Genomic DNA, 24,487 nt, shown 5'->3' with positions numbered 1-24,487 from the left:
ACCTGTTAACTTTGAGACGTTTTTGATATGGAACTTCGCCATCTGCGTTATTTCGTCGCCGTCGCCCAGACGCTTCACTTCACCCGGGCTGCTGAAATGCTCGGGATATCACAGCCGCCACTGAGTCAGCAGATCCTGCGGCTGGAGCAGGAGATCGGGACGCCGCTGCTGAAGCGGCTGACGCGCGGCGTTGAGCTTACCGAAGCGGGTGAGGCTTTCCTCGAAGAGGCACAGCAGATTGTCCAGCTGGCCGATCATGCGCTGGAAAATGCGCGAGGCATTGCCCGGGGGATCAGTGGACAGATGTCGCTGGGGTTTGCCAGTTCGGTGGCGTTTAATCCCCGCATATTTGCGCTGATCCGTCAGTTCACCGCGCGCTATCCGGCAATGGAGCTGCTGACGCGTGAAGAGAACATGGCGCTGCTGATGCAGGATTTACAGGAAGGCTTGCTGGATGCGGCGTTTATCCGCCTGCCGTGCGAGAGCAGCAAGGCGTTTAACCTGCGGGTGATTTCCACCGAGAAAATGCTGATCGCGCTGCCGCGCCAGCACCCACTCAGTCAGGCTCCGGCGGTGGCGCTGTCGGCACTGGCACAAGAAACGCTGGTGATCTTCCCGCGCGAGGTGGCACCCAGCCTGTATGAACTGATCGTCAGCGCCTGCCTGCGGGCCGGCTTTTCGCGCCAGGCTTTTCAGCAGGCACCGCAAATCACCTCTTCACTGGGAATGGTCGGTGCCGGATGCGGTATCGCGCTGGTGCCGGAGTCGATGCGCTGCGTTGATAATCCCCAAATCTGCTTCTGCGAAATCGAAAATAACACCTTATTCACCGACGTGGCATTCGCCTGGCGGCGCTACCATCCGTCAAAAGCGGTGCTGCATTTGCTGTCGATGCTGGCGGAAAAACCACCGGCCTGAGGCGAAGCGGCGTTGATAAGCGCAGGCTATTGAACTGAACACAATAACCGACTGGCTACGCGGGTCCGGGTTGCGAATAATCGAGCCATGACTACATACCGCGTAAGAGTCGGGTTTCACAACCCGTCAGCCCTGACATTCAGGCAACTGGATGAGATTCTGGAGCCGCAGCGATTCTGGAGAACAGCGTCCGCCAGCGGCAGGTTCCGCTATTTTATGGAGTATGAGTATCAATCTGACATCCGCGATCTCTGTTCAGTCTGCTCACTGGCCTACAGCCAGGCCTGTAAGGTCCGGAAGTGCCCGCTGATTCTGGTTGAAGTGATGAAGTAAGCCTGCTGGCCGATCCCGCCGTCGCGTGGCGGGATCGGCGTTCCTGACTGAATCAGCCCGGTTTTCTGTTCATTAACAGGCTCAGCGCGGCGGGCAGCACCGTCAGCGTGACCAGCGTGCCGCTTACCAGTCCGCCAATAATCGCGAACGCCATCGGTCCCCAGAAAACCTGATGCGAAATGGGGATCATGCCAAGGATCGCGGCACAGGCGGTCAGCAGAATTGGCCGGACGCGATGGTGTGCCGCCTGCCGGATCGCCTCATCAGCCGCCAGTCCGGCGCGGGTATTGGCGTCCACTTCACTGATCATGATCACCGCATTGCGGATGATAATACCGGCCAGCGCGATAATCCCGAGCAGGGCCACAAACCCCAGCGGGGTAGCCGCCGGCAACATGGCTAACACGATGCCCGGCAGGCCAAACGGTGCCATGCAGAGTGCCAGCAGCATGCTGGAAAAGCGCTGAAGCTGGATCATCAGCAGCACCAGCATGGCGCAGATCGTCACCGGCAGCAGCGCGAACACCGAACCGTTACCTTTGTCCGATTCCGCCACCACGCCACCTTCCTCAATACCGTATCCGGCGGGCAGGGTGGCACGCAGCGCGTCGACCTGCGGTGCGAGCTGCGCTGACACCGTTTCAGCACGCTGGCCCGGAGCGATATCGGTCTGCACGGTTATGTAAGCCAGCCGCTGACGTCGCCAGATCACCGGATCGTCGACGCCCCACTGCAGAGTTGCCACCTGACTCAGCGGAATTTTCTGCCCGCTGGCGGTGGTGAGCATCAGACCGGCCAGCACTGCCGTATCCTGCCGACCGGCATCATTGCCGCGCAGCACTACATCGATTAACCGGTTGCGGTCGCGCAGCGTGGTGACCACGCTGCCGGACATCACGGTATTCAGCGTGCGGGCAATGCTGTCGGATGAGACCCCGACCGCGCGGGCCGCGGTCTGATTGACCGCCAGGGTGATCGCCCGTTCCGGTTCGCCGGCGGTGAGATTGACCTCACGGGTGAGCGGCGAGCGGGCAATCACGGCCGCCAGCTGATCAGCAGCCTGACGCACCCGGGCATTATCCGTACCGGTAATGCGGTATTTGAGCGGCCAGCCGACCGGCGGACCAAGTTCGAGCGGCGAGACCCGGGTGGTGATGTCGCCGAAGCTGTTTGCCAGTCGTCTTTCGAGCCGCCTGAGCAGCCGATCGCGTGCCGCCAGATCTTTCGCCACCACCACCAGCTGGGCGGTATTTTCATTATCCAGCAGCACATCCATCGGCAGATAAAAGCGCACCGCACCGGATCCGATGTAGCTGGTAAAATTGGCGACGTCAGGGTCGTTATGGAGGCTCTGTTCCAGCCGTTCAGTGCGGCGCGCGGTTTCGGCCTGGGCGGCATTGGCGGGTAGCGTCAGGCTGACCAGCAGTTCGGGGCGATCGGAGGAGGGGAAAAATTCACCCTGCATAAACGTGATGGCGTAAAGGCTGACGGCTAATACCGCCAGCGCTGCGCCGAGGGTAATGAACCGTCGCTGCAGGATCGCCGACAGCAGCCGGTGGTAGGCACGCATCAGGATACCCGGCGGCCGGTGTGCCTTGATGCTGCCCACTGACAGCAGCCAGCTACCGGTCAGCGGTGAAAACAGAATGGCGACCACCCACGAGCAGAGCAGGGCCAGGGCGATCACCACAAACAGCGAGTAGCAATATTCGCCCGCGCTGGAGGCGGCGAATCCGACCGGAATGAAGCCGGCTATCATCACCAGCGTACCGGTCAGCATCGGGAAGGCGGTGGTTTTAAATGCATAGGTGGCGGCCTGCCATTTGCTGTCGCCCGCCTCCAGCCGCGCGACCATCGCTTCCACGGTAATCATGGCGTCATCCACCAGCAGTCCCAGCGCGATGATCAGCGCACCGAGCGAAATGCGTTGCAGCCCGATCCCTGCCAGCAGCATGCCGGTGAAAGTCATCGCCAGCACCAGCGGGATCGCTGCGGCCACCACCAGACCGGCCCGCAGCCCCAGTGACACAAACGAGACGGCCAGCACAATCACAATCGCCTCACCCAGCACCCGGACAAAGCCGCTGACCGCCGTTTTGACCACCGCAGACTGATCGGCCACCCGGGTCAGGGTAATGCCGTGCGGTAGCTGACTGGCTAATCGGGTCATCCGCCGATCCAGCTGCTGGCCAAAGTCGAGCATATTGCCGGTCGCGGCCATGGAAATAGCCAGTCCGATGGCCGGTACGCCGTTAACCCGAAATTCTGGCGCTGGCGGCTCGGCGGATTGCAGGCTGATGGTCGCCAGATCGGTCAGCGGAATAAAACGCTGGCCGATATGCAGCGTCACCGCCTGCAGGCTGGCGACCGAGGTCAGAGTCCCGCTCACCCGCAGCGCGATGTTTTCGCGATCGGTACGCAGGCTGCCGGCAGGCACTACGTCATTTTGCGACCTGAGCGCATCGCTGACCTGTTGTAAATCCAGCCCCATCCCATCCAGCCGGCGCGGAGAAAAGGCAATCACCACCTGCTGCTCCTGTACTCCGAGTAAGCGGGTTTTGCCGATGTCCGGCAGATCGGCCAGACTGCGCCGCAGATTATCGACCCGATCGCGCAGCTCCCGCGAGGTGAAGCCTTCGGCGGTAAAACCATAAATGGTGCCGAAGGTGTCATCAAATTCATCGTTGACGGCAGGACCCTGCACGCCCTGCGGCAGCGAAGGCGCGATATCCTGCATTTTTTTACGCAGTTGATACCAGATGCCTGCTACCGCGGAAGGTGAGGTGTCATCGCGCAGATTGACATAAATCACCGTCTGCCCGGCCCGGGTTTCGCTCTCAACCGCGTCCAGTGACGGGATCTCCTGCACCTTTTTTTCCAGCACGTCGGTGACCAGCTGCACGGTAGTGTCCACGTCCGCGCCCGGCCATTGGGCGGAGATCACCGCCGTTTTGATGGTAAATGCCGGATCTTCGTTACGCGACAGGTGCTCATAACTCAGAACGCCTGTCGCCATCACCAGCAGCATGAAAAAGATCACCAGTTGCTGATGTGCCAGCGCCCAGCCTGACAGGTTAAAGCCGGATGAAGAGGCGTGCGCTTTCATGGCTGCTCCTGCTGTAACGCGACCTGTTCGCCCGGCTGCAGCGTACTGACGCCGGCGGTCACTACCTGCTCACCCGGCGCGATCCCGCCGCTGATGAAAATCTGATCCGCCGTGAAGCGGGCCAGTACCACCGGACGCAGCTGCAACCGCCGGGTCGGGCGATCCACCACCAGCAGCGCCGGCTTTTCACCGGCGCGGGTCACGGCGCTGGCGGGTAAGGCGATCACCGGCGGCTGACCATCGGGCAGGCTGACCATCACCGTGGCACCCAGCGCCATCGCGGGCGGTGGGTCAGTCAGGTTGAGCCGCAGTCGCCAGGTCCGGGTCTGCGGATCGGCCTGCGGACTGATGTCACGCACCCGGCCGCTGACCTGCACCTGCGGGTCGGCAAGCAGCGTCACCTTCAGCGGCGTGGCGTCGTCAGGCCGCAGCAGACCCGGCTCTGACAGATCAAACACCGCATCGCGGGCGTCGCCCGCCGCCAGCGTCATCACGCTTTGCCCGGCGCTGACGACCTGACCTGGCTGAACGTTGACGGCCGTGATCCGGCCAGCGGCAGGTGCCCTGAGCTGGGTCCAGCTGAGCTGATCTCCGGCATTTTTCAGCGCTGCTTCACTGCTGAGGCGACGGGATTGGGCGCTCTGAAAGTCCGCCTGCGCGCTGTCCAGCTGGCTGCGGGCGATAGCACCGCCTGGCATCAGCAACCGCATCCGGTGCAGATTGAGGGCGGCAACACGTTCGGCGGCGCGGGCGCTGTCCAGGTCGGCCCGGGCGCTGCTCAACTGGTTTTGCGCCGGGTTGTCCTCAAGCATGGCCAGCGGCTGACCGGCTGTGACGCTGTCACCCAATTCGACCGTCCGGCGGATAACGCGGCCGTCGAGCCGGAAGGCCAGCGCCACCTCCTGATGGGGATGGATCTCACCGGTCAGGGAGGCAGAGGCATCATTGCTGAAGGGCGGCGCAACCACGGTGTTAACCGGCCGCAGCGGGGCAGCGGGCGGGGCGGAATTATCATCACGGCAGCCGGTGATGATCAGTACGCCCAGCAACACCAACACTATCGGGGCAAAGATGTGAACATTGAGCAGATGACGCCACAGCTGTCGGGCAGCATCCGGAAGTAAGTCTGTCATAACCGGGTTCCTGTAATGAGTTGTGCTCATTGAACCCGGCTTGTGTCCAGAATCCTTCGATGAACCGTCAAGAAACGGTCAAGTTGCGCCGATTCAGCTCACCGGCAGGGTCATACCGATTAACAGACCGCCTCCGGCGGGCAGGCTGGCGTGGAGGGTACCGCCGTGCGCGTCGACTATCGCTTTGGCGATCGATAAGCCGAGGCCGCTGCCGCCGGAGTGGCGGGCACGTGACGAATCTGCCCGGGTAAAGCGATCAAACAGCGTCGGCAGGAAATTAAGATCCACTGCCTGGCCGTAATCGCGGAAGGTCAGAACCGTGGCGCGATCGCTCTGGCTGGCGTGGATCTCCAGCCGTCCGCCCTCCGCGCCGTAGCGCAGGGCGTTTTCGCAGATGATGGTCACCACCTGACCCAGACGAAACGGATCGGCAGTGAGGTAAAGATCCTGCGCCGGCGTCACGCTGATGGCGACACCCGCTTCCCGCGCCTGTGGCATCAGCCAGCCGGTCCGCTCCCGCAGCAGTTCACTGAGATTAAAGCGATCGCGGTTCAGGGTCAGCTGGCCGGCATCCGCCAGTGACAACAGATGCAGCTCATCGGTCAGACGACTGAGCTGCGTCAGCTGTTTCATGATCATCGCCAGCTGCTGCGGCTCAGGCTGGAACACGCCGTCGAGAATCCCCTGTAACCGGCCGATAGCGGCCGTCAGCGGCGATCGCAGTTCGTGCGCCATCGCAACGTGCGAGGCACGCAGTTCGCGCTCGTAGCGCGCCAGCTGTTGCGTCATCTGGTTGAAGTCTTCGGTGAAGCGCACCAGCTCCTGCGGTGCCTCTTTCACCAGCGCTGCCGATCGACCAAATTCCCCTTTTGAGACTGCACGCGCCGCCGTTGCCAGCTGGCTGAACTGCGCAGACAGAGGACGGGCGAAACGCAGCGCCATCAGCACCATAAACGGGATCGTCACCACCACCAGCACGATCACCGTAAGCCAGTCTGACGAAGCCAGCGACGGATCAGAAAAGTTGATGCCCCACCACTGATCGATAATTTGATGGAAGCGGGCCGGATCGCTGGCGGGATGTTGCCGCAGCTGGGTGAACTCCTCCAGCACCGCGGGCGGCATACGGTAATAAACCCAGAATGCCTGTACAGCGAATCGCAGCCACATGCAGATGGCGATCAGCACAACGCTGCCTATCGCCAGAAACAGCACCCGCAGGCAGATCCAGCGCCAGAGTGAAGGATGAGAAGTGTTTTTCATGGTTGTCTGAACCGGTAGCCCACGCTGCGTACCGCCGGTAACACGTCGGTAATACCCGCCACTTCCAGCTTGCGCCGCAGGTTATAGACGTGGGTATCCACCACCCGCTCCAGCGCATCGCTTTCCGGCAGGCAGTGCTCCAGCAGGAACAGGCGGGTAAACGGGCGGGTTGGCGCACGCATCATTGTTACCAGCAGAGAAAACTCGGTTGGGGTCAGATCGAGGCGGCGGGGTTCGGCACCGTCATGCTTTACCACGGCGATCAGCGCCAGCGGATCGACCTCTAACCCGGCCCAGCGTAAGGTTTCCGGCTGCGGTGTTGGGTTCTGACTGCGGCGTAATACCGCCTGAACCCGTGCCACCACTTCGCCTGGGTTGTAGGGCTTAACGACATAGTCGTCCGCGCCATAGCGCAGCGCACCGATGCGGTCCGGTGCATCGCCCATCGCGGTGACCATAATCACCGGCGTGTCGTCGCGCCGCCGCAGCGCCGCCAGCACTTCGGTGCCGTTCATGCCGGGCAGCATGATATCCAGCAGGATCAGATCGGGCTGCCAGCGTCGGGCCGCATCCAGACCGCTCAGGCCATCTCCGGCAATCGTAACGTCATAATTTTCACGTTTCAGATAGGCCTCAAGCACGCCGGCCGCATCCGCATCATCTTCAATAATCAGTACACGTTTTGACTGCATTTTCGCACCACCTTGACTGTTTCTTCATAAATCCCTGGCCGTTCATTGATACGTGCCTCGCATACTCCGGCCAGAAACGCGGCACTGACCCCCTCAGTTCCGCAACGTGATGTGATGATGAGGAAAGGTGATGATAACCGGAAAAATAAAGCTTCACATGGTCTGTTTTTCGCTGAGCATAAGCGCAGCGGCAGCCATGGCCGATCAGGGTACAACGCCCGCGCCCAGCCTGACGCTGGGCATCGCGGGTATCAATGCGCCGCGCTACAGCGGGGCGGATAAACGCCACTGGCAGTTAATGCCGCTGATTCAGGCGCGTGACGGCGCCTTCTTTCTCGATACGCAAAAGGGTGTCGGTTATGACCTGCAGGCGGATAACGGTCTCTATCTTGAACATACGCTGGGTTACGGGCTGGGGCGGGCTGATAGCCACTCTTCGTGGCGTGACGGCGATGATCGACTCAAAGGCATGGGCAAGATTGACGCCACGGTTAATACGTCCCTGGCGGTGGGCTGGTCGATCACATCCTGGCTGACGGTAGAAGGCAAGGCGACCCTGCCATTGAGCGACAGTCAGGGCGTGCAGTATCGCCCCTCTGTCACCCTTATTCCCTGGCAGACCGACAGCGACACGGTCGCCCTGCAGGCAGCAGGCCTGTTCGGCGATGGGCGTTACCTCAATACCTTTTATGGCGTTAACAGCCAGCAAAGTGCGCGCAGCGGTTTTGCACGCTATAACGCGGCCGGTGGATTTTACGGCACTGACACTAGCCTGACCTGGAGCCATCAGTTCACGCCGACGTGGGCCGCCAGCGTGATCGGTGATTACACCTGGCTGGATAAACACGCCTCGGATAGCCCGATCGTTGCACGGCGCAAAGGGGTCTCCACCACCCTTGCACTGAGTTACACCTTTTGATGACGACATGGCGGGGAGGATGAGATGCGCAGCCATCGAACGCTGCTTGCCGCACTGCTGCTGTTGTATCTGCTGGTGTTTGGGCTGCTCGGACTGGCGATCAGCCTGTTTGATGCGCCGCGGGGATAATGCCCGATGAACAGACGGCGAAGCCTGCGGTGACGGGCGGCGTGCGCAGAGGGGCTGCGCCACGCCGCCAGTTTATAACGGTGTTTACCCGGCAGCACATTGGGCTGCCCGCTATCAGGCGCGCGGTTGCCGCTGATACAGATGAATAATCTCTTCAGACAGTTCGCGCGCCAGCATCGACGTCATTAAGTGATCCTGGGCGTGGACCATAATTAAGGTCATCGGCTGGCGGCCTTCACCGGCATCCTGTTCAATCAGCCGGGTTTGCATTTTATGCGCCTGACGGGTGAAGGTATCGGCCTGCTGCAACAGTTCCCGCGCCTGCTCGATCTCCCCCTGACGCGCCGCCTGCAATGCTTCAAAGCAGAGACTGCGCGACTGGCCGGCATTAACAATAATCTCCATTACCGCCTCTTCCTGATCGATCATGATAAATTCTCCGGGTGGTTAAAACCGTTACGGGCCGAGGTCGCCGCAAACCATTCACCGCTTTTTTTCACCGTGCGCTGCTGAGTGGTGATATCCAGCTGAACAAAGCCATAACGGTTCTTATAGCCGTTACACCATGACCAGTTATCGATAAAGGTCCACATGTGATAACCGAGACACTGGCTGCCTTCGGCAATCGCCCGGTGAACCCATTTAAGGTGTTCGGCGACAAAGTCGATGCGGTATTGATCGTTGATCTGTCCGTCCTCAACAAAACGCTGTTCATTCTCTACGCCCATGCCGTTTTCTGAGATAAAGCAGCGTGGATTACCGTAATTCAGCCGCAGGTTGGTGAGAATGTCATAGATGCCGGGCTCATAGATTTCCCAGCCGCGGTAAGGGTTCATTTTCCGCCCTGGCATCTCATAGCTGTCAAAGAACCATTCCGGCATAAACGGCGCAGCGGGATTGATTGCGCTGTCGCGGCATTTTACCCGACGGGGCTGATAATAATTGACCCCGAGCAGGTCGATGACGCCGTCGGCGATCAGCGCCTGATCCTCCGGCTGGGTTGGCGGTAGCTGGTCATACTGCCTGAGCAGCGCCACCAGATCCGCCGGAAATTCGCCGCGCAACACCGGGTCGAGAAAGCTGCGGTTAAACAGCAGATCGGCGTGATGCGCCGCGGTCAGATCGGCCGGGTTCTGCGAACGTGGATAAGAGGGCGTCAGATTAAGCACAATGCCGATTTCACCGGCAAACCGGCCGTCCCGGAAGGCGCGGACCGCCGAAGCATGGGCCAGTACGGTGTGATAAGCCACCGTTGCCGCCCGGCGGAAATCGACTACGTTGGGATAATGGAAGTCATACAGGTATCCGCCCTCAACCGGCACAATCGGCTCATTAAAGGTAAACCAGTGCTGCACCCGATCGCCGAACAGCTCAAAACAGAGGCGGGCGTAGCGACTGAACGCTGCAACGACCTGACGATTCTCCCATCCGCCCAGCTGCTGCATCGCCATCGGCATATCAAAATGAAACAGGGTGATGAACGGCGTGACGCCCTGTGCCAGCAGTTCGTCAATCACATTGTTATAAAACGCCACCGCCTGCGGATTGACGTCGCCATTGCCGTCCGGGATCAGTCGCGACCAGCTGATTGAGGTGCGAAAACTGTTGTGATTCAGTTGCTTCAGCAAGGCGATATCTTCACGCCAGTGCTGATAAAAGGTCGAGGTGTCAGCCGGGCCAATCTGCTGATGGAAACGCGATGGCTGTTGCGTATACCAGTGATCCCAGATGGTGGCGCTTTTGCCGCCGGTTAAGCTATCGCCTTCAGTTTGCAGGGCGGAACTGGCGCTGCCCCACCAGAAGTTATCGGGAAACGTGTAGTGCATGGTGCCTCTCTCCTGCGGGATTAGTGAGTACTGGCGCTTTCAGCCAGGGGGGCTTGCGACTGCGCCTTTTCCAGTTCGGTTTTCATCAGCGATCGTTCGTAGGCGCGCAGGAACGGCAGGTAGCACAGGGCGGAAAGCACCATACAGACCAGGCACATCACCACCGGACTGATGGCCCAGTTGGCTGCCCAGGATGCGCCAATCGGTGCGGGGGTGGTCCACGGCGTCAGCGAAACCACCTGTGCCAGCCAGCCGAGTCGGGTGGCGGTGTAGGCCAGCACGGCGTTCAGCATGGGTACGCAGACAAAGGGAATAAACATCAGCGGATTCATGATGATTGGCGCGCCAAACAGGATCGGTTCGTTGATATTAAAGAAGCTCGGCACGATACCCATTCTGCCGATGGTGCGCAGATGGGTGGCGCGGCTGCGCAGCAGCAGAAAAGCCAGCGGCAGGGTAGAACCGACACCGCCAATCAACAGGTAGTGATCCCAGAAGCCTTGCAGATAGATGTGCGGCAATACCGTGCCCGCCGCCAGTGCCGCCTGGTTAGCGGAGAGGTTAGCCATCCAGAACGGGTTCATAATGCCGGTCACAATCAGCGCACCGTGAATACCGGCGAACCAGAAGATCTGACACAGCAGCACCGACAGCAGAATCGCTGGCAATGAATCAGAGGCGGAGACCAGCGGTGCCAGCAGATGCATGATGGCCTGCGGAATGATCATCCCGGTTTTTGCCTCAATCAACAGATTGAGCGGATGCAGGGTGCCGATAATCACCACCACCGGGATCAAAATTTCAAACGATCGCGCCACCCCGGTCGGAACCTCTTTCGGCAGGCGGATAGTGATATTGTTGTGTTTCAGCCAGGCGTAAACGCGGGTGGCATAAATGGCGGTCAGCAACGCGGTAAAAATCCCCTGACCGGAAAGATATTCGGTAGAGATGGTGTGATTGGAGTAAGGTGCTGCCACCAGTAAAAAGGCCATAAAGGCCAGCAGGCCGGACATCACCGGATCCAGCGAGAACTGTCGTCCCAGGCTGGCGCCGATGCCTACCGAAATAAAGAAGGTCATCACCCCCATGCTGAGGTTAAACGGCAGCATCAGCTGGTCACGGTAGGTGGCGGAAAAATCGAGCCAGGCCCGGGCCACACTGTTGGTGCTGGTGGCTGAGAATGGGGGAAAAATAAACACCAGCATAAAGGAGCCGATGATCATAAACGGCAGCGCGGCGGTAAAGCCGTCACGTATGGCGATGACATATTTTTGCTGGCCCAGCCGGCCGGCCAGCGGCGTAATCGATTGCTCGATCACCGCAATCATCGATTGATAAAGTGAGCTCATAGGGCCGCCTTTTCATTGGCAGCCGTAATCAGCGACAGCGCAAAGTCCAGTACCTTGTCACCCCGTTGCATGCCGTAATCCATCATATCGATCGGCTGTACCGGCACATTCTGGCCTGCCGCTTTGTCGGCCAGGCTTTTCAGCATGTATTTCACCTGCGGCCCGAGTAACACCACCTGATAGCGGGAAAACTGCTCATCAAACTCCGCCACGCCAAACGCTTTAATTTCAACTTCAAGCGCCCGTTGCGCGGCCGCTTCTTCCATTTTCCGCACCAGCATGCTGGTAGACATTCCTGCTGAACAACACAACATGATTCTGTACATGGTTACTGTTCCTCACCTTTGACACCAAAGTGAGGCTGATTGGATATCATATGGAAACCGGTTTCCATTGGCGGTGCTCAGAAGTGTGATTTCGGTCAATAAGCCGATGATGCGGGGTTTTTTTATTGGATTCCGGTCACAAAAATGGCTGTAATAGCGCAGCCTTTTCGGGTATTTGGAAAATCGGTTTCCATAGAATGCTGAAATGGCTATACTTTGCCCGGCGAACAAATGGGCAGTAAGCACAGGTTGGCTTTTTTTGGCATAGCGCCGTTTTCAGGGGAATAACATGTCTACTATCAACGATGTATCACGGTTAGCTGGGGTATCGAAAGCCACAGTTTCCCGGGTGTTGAGCGGTTCACGCGGCGTGAAAGAAGCCAGCCGGCTGGCGGTACTGAAGGCAGTCGAGGAATTGAATTACCGGCCTAACGTAATAGCTCAATCGTTATTCAGCCAGACTACCCACTGCATCGGCGTTATCTGTGCCCAGGAAAACGTAAACCAGATCACCGCCTGGCTTTTTGCGCTGGAAAAGCAGCTGCGCCAGCATCAGAAACATCTGCTGTTGCGCTTTGCCCGCAGCAAAAGTGAGGTTCTGACCGCGCTGGACGAGCTGAGTTGTGGCCTGTGCGATGATGTGCTGATCATCGGCGCGCGCTTTCCTCTTAACATCGATGATGAACATGTCATTCTGGTTGACTGTGCCGAAGCCGAAGGGCCGAACAGTATTCAGTTCGACCACGCGTTTGCCGCTGAGACGGCCTGCAATTTCCTGATCAATCAGGGCCGCCGGCAGATCGCCTTAATTCAGCCTGAGAACGGGGGCACCGCAGGGCAGCTATTACTGGGCTACAAGCTGGCGCTGGAAAACAATCTTCTGCCCTTTAACCGCAATCTGGTGATCACCGAAGCGGTCTCCTCGTCGGTGGCAATTCAGATGCTGCTGAATAATGCCAGCAGCCGGAGTTTTAATGCGCTGCTGGTGGCTAACGAGCAGGAAGCGCAAAACGCCATGGCGCAGCTGCAGGCGTTTAATAAAGCGGTGCCGAAGGACGTGATGGTATTCAGCCTGGCGGGATCGGTTAATTTACCCGGGTTACCGACCATTCCGGCTATTGAATATTCACTCGACCTGCTGGCATCACGCATTGTCGGCTGGTTAACCGCCACTACCCAACAGATGCTGGGTAGTTCGGTGTTACGCGGCGATTTAATCATTCCGGACTGGCGACAGCGCTAAGAGAGCTCACTCTGCTGGCTTTGCAAAAAGTGATAGGCTGCGCCCAGCATGCCGGAGTCGTTGCCGTAGGTGGCGGTATCAATGCGGATATCGATTTGATATTTTTCCAGCTGCTGTGAAAGCTCCTGCAGAAAGGATTCGCGTTCGGTTATACCGCCGCCGATGAAAATGGTCTGCGGGTCAAACACGCTGAACAGGTTATATAAACCGGCGGCAAGATGCTGGTAAAAGGTATTAACCACTTTTTGTGCTAACTCATCACCTTGCTCAAAAGCATCGAACACATCTTTACCGCTGATATCATCGGCGGGCTGGCCGCTGAGCTGAGCGTAATTTTCGCGCAGCGCGGTCATGGTGCAACTCTGGACCATGGTATGCGGCTCGATATTGCTGTCGGTCGGACGCGAGGTCAGCAGACAGCCAAATTCTCCGGCCCGATTGCGTCCCCCGCGGATCAGTGCGCCGTTACAGAACGCTGCGCCACCGAGTCCGGTGCCAATGGTTAACATCAGAAAATCATTCAGCTTTTTCGCTTTTCCCAGCCAGCGCTCTGCCAGCAATGCACAGTGCGCATCGTTTTCAACCGTAGCGGGCAGGCTGGTTTTTTCGGTCAGCCACTGGCTCAGATGAAACCGATCAAAGTCACGCACCGTCCCGCCCATCGCAATATAGCCGTTATCCGGATCGATATAACCCGGCGTGCTGACCGCAATGCCGCTGCAGGACGGGTTCTTCTTTAGCCAGGCGATAATCTGCTCCAGAATCTTATCCCGGTCATTATGGGAGATATCGCTACTGTCGCTCGCCAGAATATTTCCCTGACGATCGATTACGCCCATTTTTAATGAGGTCCCGCCAATATCGAAGGCTGCAATATTCATTCGCTTTCCCTGAGGTTATTGTGGTCGATCTAATTGTAGCGCTGAAATTTAACCGTAAGCGGCGACGGGCGGGCGATATTGTCAGGAAAGGTACAGAAGTATAAAGATAATCGTGCAGGCCCACCGGGGTCTGCATCGTCAGGCAGAGATCGGCAGGCGACCGGGGTTTCAGCACCCGATCTGTCGGGCGCGTAAGCGGTGAGGCGGGTCCCGAAACCGTTAAGCGTGGTAAGAGGACCCGCTGCCGTGCAACAGACAACCGCACGGCAGCGGGACCCGACTCAGTCAGACGTGGTTACCACTTACGCAGCAGGATGCTGGCATTTACCCCGCCAAATCCAAAGCCGTTCGACATCGCATAGGTCAGGTCCATCGGGCGGGCGTTCAGCGCCACCAGATCGAGGTTGCCCGCCGCTTCATCGGGATGATGCAGGTTGAGGGTCGGTGGAACGCATTGATGACGCAGCGCAAGCAGGGTAAATATTGCCTCTAACCCGCCCGCCGCGCCCAGCAGATGCCCGGTTGCTGATTTGGTCGAGGTAATGGCTACCGATGAATCGTCGCCAAATACCGAGCGAATTGCCGCGAGTTCACCGCGATCGCCGACCTGAGTCGAGGTGGCATGGGCGTTGATGTGCTGCACCGCTTCCGGCCCAATCCCGGCCTGGCGCAGGGCCAGTTTCATCGCCCGCGCGGCACCGCTGCCATTTTCCGGGCTGGCGGTCAGGTGGTAAGCATCGGCGCTGGTTCCGTAGCCAACCAGTTCTGCCAGTGGGGTAGCACCGCGCGCTTCGGCATGCGCCAGCGACTCAATCACCAGCAGGCCCGCGCCTTCAGCCATCACGAAACCGTTGCGGTCGCGATCAAACGGCCGCGAGGCGTGATGCGGATCATCGGCAAAGCCCACCGACAGCGCACGTGCGGCCGCAAAGCAGCCCAGCGTCACCCGATCCAGCGCTGCCTCCGTGCCACCACAGATAGCAATATCCGCTTCGCCACTTCTGATCAGTCGGGCGGCATCACCGATCGCCTGCACGCCTGCTGCACAGGCGGTGACGGGGGCGCCAAGCGGCCCGGTAAATCCATGTTTGATCGAGACATGACCCGCCGCCATATTGGCGAGGAAGGAAGGGGCGGTGAAAGGGGAAAGCCGGCGCGGACCGCGAGCGTCAGTGGTACGCACTGCTTCAGCAATAGCGCCAAAGCCGCCTACGCCTGAGGCGATAATGGTGGCGGTGCGTTCGCGCGCGGCCTCATCTTCCGGCTGAGGATGCCAGCCCGCCTGCTTCAGCGCTTCGTCCGCCGCCAGCAGCGCAAACTCGATAAAGCGGGACATTTTTTTGCGTTCTTTAGGCAGGATAAAGGCTTCAGGATCGTACCCTGCCAGCGGATCTTCATCGACCGTTGGGACGCTACCGCCAACCGAAATGCCGGTGCCGGCACTCATCTCGTCGGACAGGCCACGAATCCCCGACTGACCTGCTGTTAAGCGTTGCCAGACCGTTTCCACGCCGCAGCCAAGAGGCGAGACGATGCCCATACCGGTAATGACAATGCGTTCAGACGCCGCTGAATGACTCATGTGTTTCCTCCTGTGGTCAGTCTGTGCTGTGGCAATTCATCTGCTACAGACGCGTGAGTTTTATCAATGCACGCTTTCAACCTTAGCGTGGATGAGGCAACCCTGCGCACCTGGCGCAGAGCGTCGCCTGCAGGCCATCAGGCTTAACGGGAAGAAAACCGGTGAGCGTAACGACAGCAATGACCTGATCGGCCGATCAAAGTCATCGCTATCTTTGATTAAGTGACCGATTTAGTCAATGGTCACAGTTCAGGGCGCCAGGCTGCGTAATACCAGTGCCGCCAGCTGAACTGAGGCCGCTTCTGCCTCATCGAGGTTATACTGCAGCAGCACCGGGCTGGCATAAGGTTTGATCACCCGATAGATGGCTTCTGCCGCTTCATCAGCCGGGGTTTTACGTTCAAATTCGCCCGCCTCTCTGCCCTGACGAAGAATCTGATGAATCAGGTTCAGCACACGTTCTTCATGCGCCTGGGCTGAGGGCCAGCGATCGCGCGAGGCCACTGCGGCGATGTCATACAGTTTACGATCGTGAAAAAACAGCTCGGTGCCGGTCACCGAAAGGGTACGAAACAGGCGGCGGAACTGTTCAGAAGCGCTGGGCGCATCGGCTATCGCCGCTTCCACCCGCTGCATAATCATCGTCAGCCGGCTGGAGCAGATCACTTCGCCAATCGCCTGTTTAGACTCAAAAAACTTGTAGATATAGGCTTTGGAGAAGCCAATTGCCCTGGCAAGATCAGAGACGGTGGTTTTCTCATAGCCGTAATGGGCAAAGTGCTGCATCGCGGCATCAACAATCTGGTCGCGCACGTTGTGCTCGGCAGGGCCGCGGACGCCGGCATCGGTATGCTGTTCTGACATTTTCACCGCCTGATAAGTGAAGTGGGTTATTCAGTGACCACTGGGTTAGATGGTCACATTTTAGGCCTTTTAGCCGGCAAAAGCCATGATTCCCGCTGTGTGGCGATGACCAGGCGGCTAACCTGCACGTGCCCTGACGCGGCAGGTTACTGGCGCAGGCTGTCGATCGGAATGTTCCACTGGTTCAGCTTGTTGTAGAGCGCAGTGCGTGAAATCCCCAGCAGCTTAGCCGACTGCCGCAGATTACCGCCCTGAGCGCGGATGGTCTGCAGTATGCAGGCCCGCTCATTATCCTGCAGCAGGCTGGTCACCTCGACGACGGCGGGGGAGGCGCTGGCAACAAATTCGGCGGGCAGATCGGTCAGCCCGATGGTGCTGCTCTGGCAGAGGTTGACGATCCGCTCGACCAGATTTTCCAGCTCACGGACGTTGCCCGGCCAGTGCCAGGCCTGCAGGCAGTGCATCGCCTCTGTCGTCACCTGCGGCGGGCGTTTGTTCAGTCGCTGACATAGCGCGCTGATAAAGGTATTCACCAGATCGGGGATGTCGCTTCGACGATCCCGTAAGGCTGGAATGGTCAGCGAAATGACGTTGAGACGATAGAACAGGTCACGCCGGAAAGCCCCCTGTTCCACTGCGCTCTGTAGATCGCAGTGGGTGGCCGCCACGATGCGTACATCCACCTTAACCGGATGGGCAGCACCGATGCGCAACACCTCATTCTCCTGCAGTACGCGCAGCAGGCTGGTCTGTGCCTCGAGCGGCATTTCACCAATCTCATCGAGGAACAGGGTGCCGCCGTCGGCCAGCTCAAATTTTCCGGCTGACCCCCCCCGGCGCGAGCCGGTAAAGGCACCGTCAACGTAGCCGAACAGTTCGCTCTGCACCAGATCGCGCGGCAGTGCGCCACAGTTAACCGCCACGAATGACTCCTGTGACCGGCTGCTGGCGTTATGAATCGCCTGAGCAAACAGCTCCTTACCGGTGCCGCTTTCGCCGGTCAGCAGCACCGTGCTGTCGCTGCGGCTACTGGCTCGCGCATGCTGTATCGCCTGTTGCAGCGTGGGCGCATTGCCACGAATCATGTCAAAGGTATAACTGGCGCTGACCCCCAGCACCCGCCGGGTGATCGCCCGGATTCGCTGGTTTTCGCGCAGCGATAAAATACGTCCGCCATCCGGTGCCGGCATCAGTGATACCAGGCAGGAGACGCTGCGTCGGCCATCCGGGCGAAACACCATCTCACGATCGTTACAGCAGGGAAGGGTGAGCAGCGATCCCGATTGCGGCTGCAGCAGCTGGTCGATCAGCGCACCGTCCGTCGCCATGCCGGCAAAAATCTGACGGGCGTAACGATTCAGGGTTTTGATACGGCCGTCGCGATCGCAGACCACCACGCCTTCATTCAGGGTTTCCAGAATCGACTGCTGCTCAGCCAGCAGGCGGCGCAGGGTCAGTTGCTGCCCAATCGCTTCGGCCGCCGCCTGCACCGTGCCCAGCGTGTGAACGTTGAAACTGTCAGGCGTTGCCGTCAGCGTCAGGACGCCGATCATCCGCCCGCTGGCATCACGAATCGGTGCCGCCGCGCACTGCTGGTTACGCTCGCGAAGGGCCATCTTCCAGTTCTCTCCGCTCAGCACATAGACCAGCCGCTGTTCGCGTAAACAGCGTGCGGTGCAGTTGGTGCCCAGCACCTCTTCACGCAGGATGCTGCCGACTGGCGTCAGATCGCTGCCGCAAAAGCTCAGCACCACGCCCTGCGCATCGGTCAGGTTGATGTGGCCATCCGGATTGTAGGCCAGCAGGTTCTCCATCACGCTGCGTGCCACCGCAATCAGTTCACTGTTCAGGCTGAGAATCGCGGCCACCTCGTCCGAGGCCGGCGCGCTGTAGCTGAACCGGGTCGGATCGATGCCGCGCTGCCGGGAGCGTGTCCAGGATTGCAGGATGCTGCTGCGGATCCAGTGCGGTTGTTCACCCGCCTCAAAGGCCTGCCATCCCTGCGCAAGCAGCTGCTCCCAGCGTGCTGCATCGCTGCCTTCAGGCAGGCTGAAAATGGCGTCGCTCTCTTCTTTATTCGGCAATAAATCGTGCAGCGTGGGCATCTCTGCCTCCGGGTCAGAATGGAATGTCCATTTTAATGACATGTTAAGTTGACATGTAAATTTTATTTTCATCCGGCCGCGGTTATCTGAGAGGTCGTTCACATAAAACCCGGTTTAAAAACTGGCACCTGTTTTGCAATCTTCAGGCTAACGCTCACCGGTAAAAATTAACGGGAAAGTTAAGCTGTTATGCGTAAACATAATCTGAAGTTGCTGCTATTTATCTGTTCCATCGCCTCGCTCAGCGGGGTGATCCTTGGCTATGACGCGTCGGTTATTTCCGGGGTGATAGAGCCGTTAACCGAACATCTGTCTCTGTCGCCGTGGCAAAGCGGTTGGGCTGTTTCAAATGTGATCCTCGGTTGTGTGGCCGGTGCCTGGTGTGTTGGCGCACTCTCTGACCGGATCGGCCGTAAGCCGACGCTGGTGATCACCGCCCTGTTATTTACGCTGTCAGCGGTGGGTTCGGCGCTGGCCGATACCCTGACCCAGTTTGTGCTTTACCGATTGGTTGGCGGGCTGGCCGTTGGCATGGCCTCGGCGATTACGCCGCTCTATATTGCCGAGGTGTCACCAAAAGACTGGCGCGGCCGCATGCTTGGCCTGCAGCAGATGCTGATGGTGGGCGGTCAGGTTACGGTTTATGTGGTCAACTATCTTATCGCCCGCGGCATGACTCACAGCTGGATCGTCAGCGAAGGCTGGCGCTGGATGCTGGCATCCGGCGTGGTGCCCTGCCTGTTGTTTCTGGCGCTGGTGCCGTTTATGCCGGAATCGCCGCGCTGGTTAGCGCTGAACGGCAAGCGCGATCGGGCGCTGACGGTGCTGACCCGTTTGTCTACGCCACAGCATGCCGCCCGCCTGCTGGCAGAGATCAGTGCTTCCGCTGCCGATCAGCGCGACGGCGGTGCCCGGCCCGCGTTACTGCGTGATGCCCGGGCGCGCTACATCCTGCTGATTGGCTGCGCCATCGCCATCCTGCAGCAGATTTCCGGCATTAATATCCTGCTCTATTACGCACCGTCACTGCTGCAGAACATCTCCTCTGATACGCAAACGTCGCTGTTCCACAGCATTTTCCTTGGGGTAGCGCTGCTGGCCGGCGTGGCCTTCTGCCTCAACGCCGTTGATCGCTGGGGACGTACCCGCCTGCTGCGCTGGGGCGCGCTGGGCTGTGCCGTCTGTCTGATGGTGACCTCGTGGGCCTTTATTGCGCAAACCGGCGGGCTGCTGCCGGTGATCGGGCTGGTGGCCTTCGTGCTGATTTTCGGCATGTCGTGGAGCCTGGGTGCCTGGTTACTGATCTCAGAAATCTTTCCCAACCGCATCCGCGCCGTCGCTATGGGATACGCCTTCTCATCAATGTATCTGGCCAATTTCATTGTCACCCAGAGTTTCCCGATGATGAATCGCAACAGCCTGCTGATGGACCACTTCCACGGCGCGTTTCCGCTGATGCTGTGCGCCGTTGGCTGTCTGGTGGCCTTCTGGTTCGTGCAGCGTTTTCTGCCGGAAACCCGCGGCGTCTCGCTGGAGCACATCGAGCCGCTGATGTTATCGAAATCCCGTCGCTTTGCCGCTGAGGCACAGCAGACATCCGGACCCTCTATCCAGCCTGACTGGGCAAACAATAAATAAACAGGAGCTGTTATGAATCATAAAACTGTGCGTGTGGGATTGATTGGCGCAGGCCGAATGGGCAGTTTTCATGCGGAGAATCTGGCGCTGCGGGTACCCGGTGCCCGCCTGACCGCCGTTGCGGATCTGCAGCCTGGTGCCGCGCAGCGCCTGGCCGATCGGCTGGGGGTTGAGAAGGCCTATACCGACTTGCAGGCATTACTCAACGACAGTGAGATTGATGCGGTGGCCATTGCGACACCGGCCCGCACCCATGCTGAGCTGGTGATTGCCGCCGCGCAGGCCGGTAAGCATGTCTTTTGTGAAAAACCGATGGCGGTGACGCTGGAGGAAGCTGACCGGGCAATTGCGGCCGCGAAAACAGCGGGCGTGGTTTTACAGGTCGGCTTCAATCGTCGCTTCAGCGCCGGCTTTGCCGCCGCCATCAGCGCAGTCAAAGCCGGTGAAAACGGCACTACCCAGCTAAGCCGCTCGGTGACCCGCGACCCCGCCTTACGCGATCCGGCTCCGATCCCGCAGTGGACCATCTTTCTGGAAACGCTGATCCACGACTTCGATACCTTGCTGCATTTCAACCCCGGTGCCCGACCGGTTGAAGTCTATGCGCTGGCGGATGCGCTGGTCCGTCCCGATTTTAAAGATAAGGGGCTGCTGGATACCTCTGTGGTGACCATCCGTTTCGATAACGGGGCGATTGCCACGGCCGAAGCCAATTTCCAGGCCGTCTACGGTTATGACGTGCGTGGTGAAGTGTTTGGCAGCAAAGGCATGCTGCAGGCCGGCAACATCAATCAGGATAACTGCGTCCGCTATCACGCCGACGGTATTGCGATAGCAACCTCACGGATGGATACCGATCTGCTGCGTGACGCCTACGTGGCGGAAATGACCGAGTTTGCGCATTGCATCCTGCACGGTGAGACACCACGCGCTACCGGCATTGATGCCCGCAATGCGCTGGAGATTGCGCTGGCCTGTATTGAGTCGGTGCAGCAGCGCAAGCCTGTCTTGCTGGGAGCACGCTAATGGCCGGTTATCAGTTATCTGTCTGCGCCGAGATGGTGTTTCTCGATATGCCGTTTATCCGCCGGGTTGAGCGTATTCATGCGCTGGGGTTTGGAGTCGAAATCTGGAACTGGGCCAATAAGGATATCGATGCGCTGGTGGCGACGGGTGCGCGCTTCACCTCAATGACCGGCTATCTGAGCGGTAACCTGACGGATGAGGATCAAATCGAGCCGCTACTGCAAAGTGCTGAAACGTCGCTGGCGATTGCGGAACGGCTTAACTGCCCGAGCCTGAATCTGCACGGCACCGGACTGGACGAGAATGGCCAGGCAATCAGGCCGGTGGAGAGAGTGACCGGGGCGATGTGGCTCAAAGCGGCAGATACGCTGCGCCGCCTCGCCGCACTCGGTGAGCGGGCCGGACGCGTCTTTACCCTCGAGAACCTTAACCTGGCGGTTGACCATCCGGGCACCCCCTTTGCCCGCGCGGCGGATACGCTGGCGCTGGTCGAGGCGGTCAACAGTCCGGCGCTGAAGATGAATCTGGATCTCTATCACGCCCAGATTGGCGAAGGCAATCTGATTGAGCTGATCCGCCGATGTGGTCCGGCGATCGGAGAAATACAGGTCGCGGATGTGCCGGGACGGATGCAGCCTGGCACCGGCGAAATCAACTATCGTGCGATTGCCCGCGTGCTGGAGCAGGTCGGCTATCGCGGCGTCGTGGCGCTGGAAGGCTGGGCCGCCGGTGACAGCGAACAGGCACTGGCCCAGTTCCGCGATCATTTTACCGTGTAATCACCTCCCCGTCGGGTATTTGTCTGTTGCCCGACGGACTTATGATAATAAAAAACCCTACAGGATAAGATCATGAAAACCAGACTATTTGCGATGTTCCTCGGCATGCTGATCAGCGTGTCAGCCGGTGCTAAAACGCCCAAAATCGGCGTGGCACTGGCAAACTTTGACCTCAATTTTGTCTCGATCCTGCGCACCCAGATGATTGGGGAAATCAGCGCGCTGAAGATGGACGGGCAGTTCGTTGATGCCAAAGGCGATGTTGCGCTACAGGTACAACAGGTTGAGGATTTCATTAACCAGGGCGTGGATGCCATTATTCTCAACCCGGTGGATACGCAGGGCGTGTTACCGATGATTAAAGCGGCCCGGTCAGCAGGCATTCCGTTGGTGTTTGTTAACCGCAAGCCGGAAGTTAAGCTGCCGGAAAATATGGCTTATGTCGGCTCAGATTCTGCGCTGGGCGGTGAAATGCAGATGGAAGCGCTGGCAAAGAGGATGAACTATCGCGGTAACGTCGCCATCCTGATGGGCGCGCTGTCGAACGAAGAGGCGCGGGAGCGCACGCGCGCAGTAGAAGCGGTCATCGCAAAGTACCAGCAGATGGCGGTTATTGAAAAGCAGACCGCACGCTGGCAGCGTAATGAAGCGGTGGATGTGGTGTCGGGCTGGTTGCTCAACCAGCGTCCGATTGATGCGATTGCCGCTAATAACGATGAAATGGCTATCGGGGCGATTATGGCGCTGAATCAGGCTAAAAACAGCCATATCCTGGTAGCCGGGATTGATGGTACTCCGGATGGTCAGCAGTTCGTGAAAACCGGCAAAATGGCGCTGACCATTTTTCAGGATGCAAAAGGACAGGCGACGGGCGCGGTAAAAGTGGCGAAGGCGCTGCTGGATAAACAGAAAGTGGATGAGATTAACTGGATCCCTTATAAAACCATTACGCACGACAATTATACGGAATTTGCGGCGGCCAGTGCGCAATAGATTCTGGCCGTTTACCGATTTTTATCTGTTTATCCCCCGCGCCAGGCATGTTGATATTTTGTCTGGCGCGCTGGCTTACCCATTCCGGCGTGGCGTGTTAATCAGGCTATCCGGCTATTTCAGCATAATGCGGCAGCCGTCAGCTGGCGTTATGCTGACTGAAGCCGTGTCTGACCTGTTTACCTGCCCGTGTTTCTGAGGCGTGATAACAGCGGCACAGCCGGAAGCATAAAAAAAAAGCCGCTTAAAAGCGGCAAAATTCATGACAGGCATGAAACAACTGAAAAACAAAAATAAACCAATATTACCCGGCGTGATGCCGGGTAACCGTTAATCGTGCGTTCTGAAACTGTTTAAGGTGTCAGTGAAACACTGCATCTCTTTGTCAGTAATCGGTGACGCTTTCGAGAGGGTGAAAATAAGTAAATCATCTGTATTAAAGGTGAAGATGGCCTGTTTCTGGTACTGACGATGGTTATCAGGGCGTAAAAAGTTATAGCTAATGAGCAGGCCGGTCGCGACGTTATCGCCTAATGTGATGCTCTCACCCGATGCCTGCTGCCAGTCTTTAACCTGTTTGCTTAACATGCCAAGCTGGCTCTCTATATACTCTTCGGTGCAGTTATGATTGCCTAATGCATCGCGTGACAGCGTAATCGGCGGCAAAACCGATCGCTTATCCGCCAGCGTATTAAGTGTTCTTTCTGTATAGCCTTCCGGAATCGTAACCATACCTTCACTAAATTTACATATCTGGTTGTTCATTTTCTTTTTCCACTTTTCTTTCATTGTCTGCGGGTGAAAATAACTGGTCGGCAGTTATTTCGCTGAATTTACCGTTGTTCAGCATAACGATTCGGTCTGCACTGCGGATAGTTTCCGGGCGGTGCGCAATAATTATGCGCGTGATGTTCATCCGCTTAATGGCGTTATTTATCTGTTTTTCATTATAAATATCCAGATGGCTGGTCGCTTCATCCAGCACCAGGATCTTCGGCTCCCGATAGAGTGCCCTGGCAAGTAAAATACGTTGTAACTGTCCGCCGGACAGGAAAGATCCCATATCGCCTACCAGACTCTGATAATTCATCGGCATTTTCATGATATCGCCATGAATTTGAGCCAGACGCGCAACCCGGGTGATTTTTGCATGGTCAGGTTCATTATCAAAAAAGCTGATATTTTCACTGATCGAACCAGAAAACAGAATATCATCCTGCATCACACAGCCAATACGGTTGCGGTGATGCTGTAAGCCGGTCTTGGTTATATCCATGCCGCCAACGGTGGGCTTTGTTGAATAAATCAGATTTCGGGTAAGTCTCCCCCGTAGCGGGTTGTGTTTTCAGGCAATACGCACGCTTTCAGGTATACCTGCTTTC

Annotated in this window: 22 protein-coding genes; 8 read left to right on the top strand and 14 right to left on the bottom strand. The window is 58.2% G+C overall.

Annotated elements, in window-relative coordinates:
- Nucleotides 1–27: 27 nt before the first annotated feature.
- Nucleotides 28–918 (top strand): LysR family transcriptional regulator, encoded by an 891-nt coding sequence (locus ABIB18_RS19695; protein ID WP_031378214.1) that lies wholly within the window; start codon nt 28–30, stop codon nt 916–918.
- 87 nt (nt 919–1,005) lie between these two features.
- On the top strand, nt 1,006–1,251 hold the full coding sequence (locus ABIB18_RS19690) for a hypothetical protein (protein WP_031378213.1): 246 nt from the start codon (nt 1,006–1,008) through the stop codon (nt 1,249–1,251).
- Nucleotides 1,252–1,303: 52 nt separating this feature from the next.
- On the opposite strand, the gene ABIB18_RS19685 is transcribed toward ABIB18_RS19690, so the two are convergent.
- The 4 genes from ABIB18_RS19685 to ABIB18_RS19670 form a co-directional block, all read right to left on the bottom strand.
- On the bottom strand, nt 1,304–4,357 hold the full coding sequence (locus tag ABIB18_RS19685; RefSeq protein ID WP_354475346.1) for an efflux RND transporter permease subunit: 3,054 nt from the start codon (nt 4,355–4,357) through the stop codon (nt 1,304–1,306).
- A complete protein-coding gene (locus ABIB18_RS19680; protein WP_354475344.1) occupies nt 4,354–5,490 on the bottom strand; it encodes an efflux RND transporter periplasmic adaptor subunit in 1,137 nt (378 codons plus the stop codon). The genes ABIB18_RS19685 and ABIB18_RS19680 overlap by 4 nt, the downstream gene beginning before the upstream one ends.
- A gap of 93 nt (nt 5,491–5,583) precedes the next feature.
- The gene (locus ABIB18_RS19675) at nt 5,584–6,753 is read right to left on the bottom strand and encodes a sensor histidine kinase (protein ID WP_031378228.1); all 1,170 of its coding nucleotides are present in this window, start codon (nt 6,751–6,753) and stop codon (nt 5,584–5,586) included.
- On the bottom strand, nt 6,750–7,445 hold the full coding sequence (locus ABIB18_RS19670; RefSeq protein WP_046289442.1) for a response regulator: 696 nt from the start codon (nt 7,443–7,445) through the stop codon (nt 6,750–6,752). Before ABIB18_RS19670 ends, ABIB18_RS19675 begins: the two co-directional genes overlap by 4 nt.
- Before the next feature lie 130 nt (nt 7,446–7,575).
- Between ABIB18_RS19670 and ABIB18_RS19665 the strand changes: the two genes are divergently transcribed.
- Nucleotides 7,576–8,364 carry a MipA/OmpV family protein gene (locus ABIB18_RS19665; protein WP_354475342.1) on the top strand — a complete coding sequence of 263 codons (789 nt, stop codon included), beginning with the start codon at nt 7,576–7,578 and terminating at the stop codon, nt 8,362–8,364.
- A gap of 243 nt (nt 8,365–8,607) precedes the next feature.
- Here the strand turns inward: ABIB18_RS19665 and ABIB18_RS19660 are convergent, their stop codons facing one another.
- Genes ABIB18_RS19660 through ABIB18_RS19645 form a run of 4 tightly spaced genes read right to left on the bottom strand, consistent with a single transcriptional unit; the run spans nt 8,608 to nt 11,994 of the window.
- On the bottom strand, nt 8,608–8,922 hold the full coding sequence (locus ABIB18_RS19660; RefSeq protein WP_031378229.1) for a PTS lactose/cellobiose transporter subunit IIA: 315 nt from the start codon (nt 8,920–8,922) through the stop codon (nt 8,608–8,610).
- Nucleotides 8,919–10,319 (bottom strand): 6-phospho-beta-glucosidase GmuD, encoded by a 1,401-nt coding sequence (gene gmuD, locus ABIB18_RS19655; protein WP_031378230.1) that lies wholly within the window; start codon nt 10,317–10,319, stop codon nt 8,919–8,921. The genes ABIB18_RS19660 and gmuD overlap by 4 nt, the downstream gene beginning before the upstream one ends.
- Nucleotides 10,320–10,339: 20 nt before the next feature.
- Nucleotides 10,340–11,668, bottom strand: coding sequence for a PTS sugar transporter subunit IIC (locus ABIB18_RS19650; protein WP_046289444.1), 1,329 nt, complete (start codon nt 11,666–11,668; stop codon nt 10,340–10,342).
- Nucleotides 11,665–11,994: a PTS sugar transporter subunit IIB gene (locus tag ABIB18_RS19645; protein WP_069729930.1), complete on the bottom strand. Its 330-nt coding sequence runs from the start codon at nt 11,992–11,994 to the stop codon at nt 11,665–11,667. Before ABIB18_RS19645 ends, ABIB18_RS19650 begins: the two co-directional genes overlap by 4 nt.
- A gap of 289 nt (nt 11,995–12,283) precedes the next feature.
- Here ABIB18_RS19645 and ABIB18_RS19640 point away from each other — a divergent pair, with 289 nt between their 5' ends.
- Entirely contained in the window at nt 12,284–13,237 is a 954-nt protein-coding gene (locus ABIB18_RS19640; RefSeq protein ID WP_046289445.1) for a LacI family DNA-binding transcriptional regulator, read from the top strand.
- On the opposite strand, the gene ABIB18_RS19635 is transcribed toward ABIB18_RS19640, so the two are convergent.
- The 4 genes from ABIB18_RS19635 to ABIB18_RS19620 form a co-directional block, all read right to left on the bottom strand.
- On the bottom strand, nt 13,234–14,118 hold the full coding sequence (locus ABIB18_RS19635; protein WP_354475338.1) for an ROK family protein: 885 nt from the start codon (nt 14,116–14,118) through the stop codon (nt 13,234–13,236). The two genes, ABIB18_RS19640 and ABIB18_RS19635, sit on opposite strands and share 4 nt — an antisense overlap.
- 295 nt (nt 14,119–14,413) lie before the next feature.
- Nucleotides 14,414–15,700 (bottom strand): beta-ketoacyl-ACP synthase II, encoded by a 1,287-nt coding sequence (gene fabF, locus ABIB18_RS19630; RefSeq protein ID WP_094106294.1) that lies wholly within the window; start codon nt 15,698–15,700, stop codon nt 14,414–14,416.
- A gap of 249 nt (nt 15,701–15,949) precedes the next feature.
- Nucleotides 15,950–16,564 (bottom strand): TetR/AcrR family transcriptional regulator, encoded by a 615-nt coding sequence (locus ABIB18_RS19625; protein ID WP_031378225.1) that lies wholly within the window; start codon nt 16,562–16,564, stop codon nt 15,950–15,952.
- 146 nt (nt 16,565–16,710) lie between these two features.
- Nucleotides 16,711–18,669, bottom strand: a complete 1,959-nt coding sequence (locus tag ABIB18_RS19620) for a sigma-54-dependent Fis family transcriptional regulator (RefSeq protein ID WP_279810261.1) — start codon at nt 18,667–18,669, stop codon at nt 16,711–16,713.
- Between the two features lie 189 nt (nt 18,670–18,858).
- Between ABIB18_RS19620 and ABIB18_RS19615 the strand changes: the two genes are divergently transcribed.
- The 4 genes from ABIB18_RS19615 (at nt 18,859) to ABIB18_RS19600 (ending at nt 23,105) form a co-directional block, all read left to right on the top strand.
- The gene (locus tag ABIB18_RS19615; RefSeq protein ID WP_046289388.1) at nt 18,859–20,307 is read left to right on the top strand and encodes a sugar porter family MFS transporter; all 1,449 of its coding nucleotides are present in this window, start codon (nt 18,859–18,861) and stop codon (nt 20,305–20,307) included.
- Nucleotides 20,308–20,319: 12 nt separating this feature from the next.
- Nucleotides 20,320–21,333: a Gfo/Idh/MocA family oxidoreductase gene (locus ABIB18_RS19610; protein ID WP_046289389.1), complete on the top strand. Its 1,014-nt coding sequence runs from the start codon at nt 20,320–20,322 to the stop codon at nt 21,331–21,333.
- On the top strand, nt 21,333–22,112 hold the full coding sequence (locus ABIB18_RS19605; RefSeq protein WP_046289390.1) for a TIM barrel protein: 780 nt from the start codon (nt 21,333–21,335) through the stop codon (nt 22,110–22,112). Before ABIB18_RS19610 ends, ABIB18_RS19605 begins: the two co-directional genes overlap by 1 nt.
- Nucleotides 22,113–22,184: 72 nt before the next feature.
- A complete protein-coding gene (locus ABIB18_RS19600; RefSeq protein WP_031378161.1) occupies nt 22,185–23,105 on the top strand; it encodes a substrate-binding domain-containing protein in 921 nt (306 codons plus the stop codon).
- Nucleotides 23,106–23,435: 330 nt separating this feature from the next.
- Here ABIB18_RS19600 and ABIB18_RS19595 read toward each other — a convergent pair whose 3' ends face one another.
- Together ABIB18_RS19595 and ABIB18_RS19590 are read right to left on the bottom strand one after the other, a co-directional pair.
- Nucleotides 23,436–23,894, bottom strand: a complete 459-nt coding sequence (locus ABIB18_RS19595) for a DcrB-related protein (RefSeq protein ID WP_354475334.1) — start codon at nt 23,892–23,894, stop codon at nt 23,436–23,438.
- On the bottom strand, nt 23,851–24,411 hold the full coding sequence (locus ABIB18_RS19590; RefSeq protein ID WP_502922721.1) for an ATP-binding cassette domain-containing protein: 561 nt from the start codon (nt 24,409–24,411) through the stop codon (nt 23,851–23,853). Before ABIB18_RS19590 ends, ABIB18_RS19595 begins: the two co-directional genes overlap by 44 nt.
- Nucleotides 24,412–24,487 lie beyond the last annotated feature (76 nt).

Origin of the sequence: Pantoea sp. UYEF8 (assembly GCF_040546285.1) — a bacterium.
Lineage (GTDB): Bacteria > Pseudomonadota > Gammaproteobacteria > Enterobacterales > Enterobacteriaceae > Pantoea > Pantoea brenneri.
This window is presented reverse-complemented; position numbering and strand designations above follow the sequence as displayed.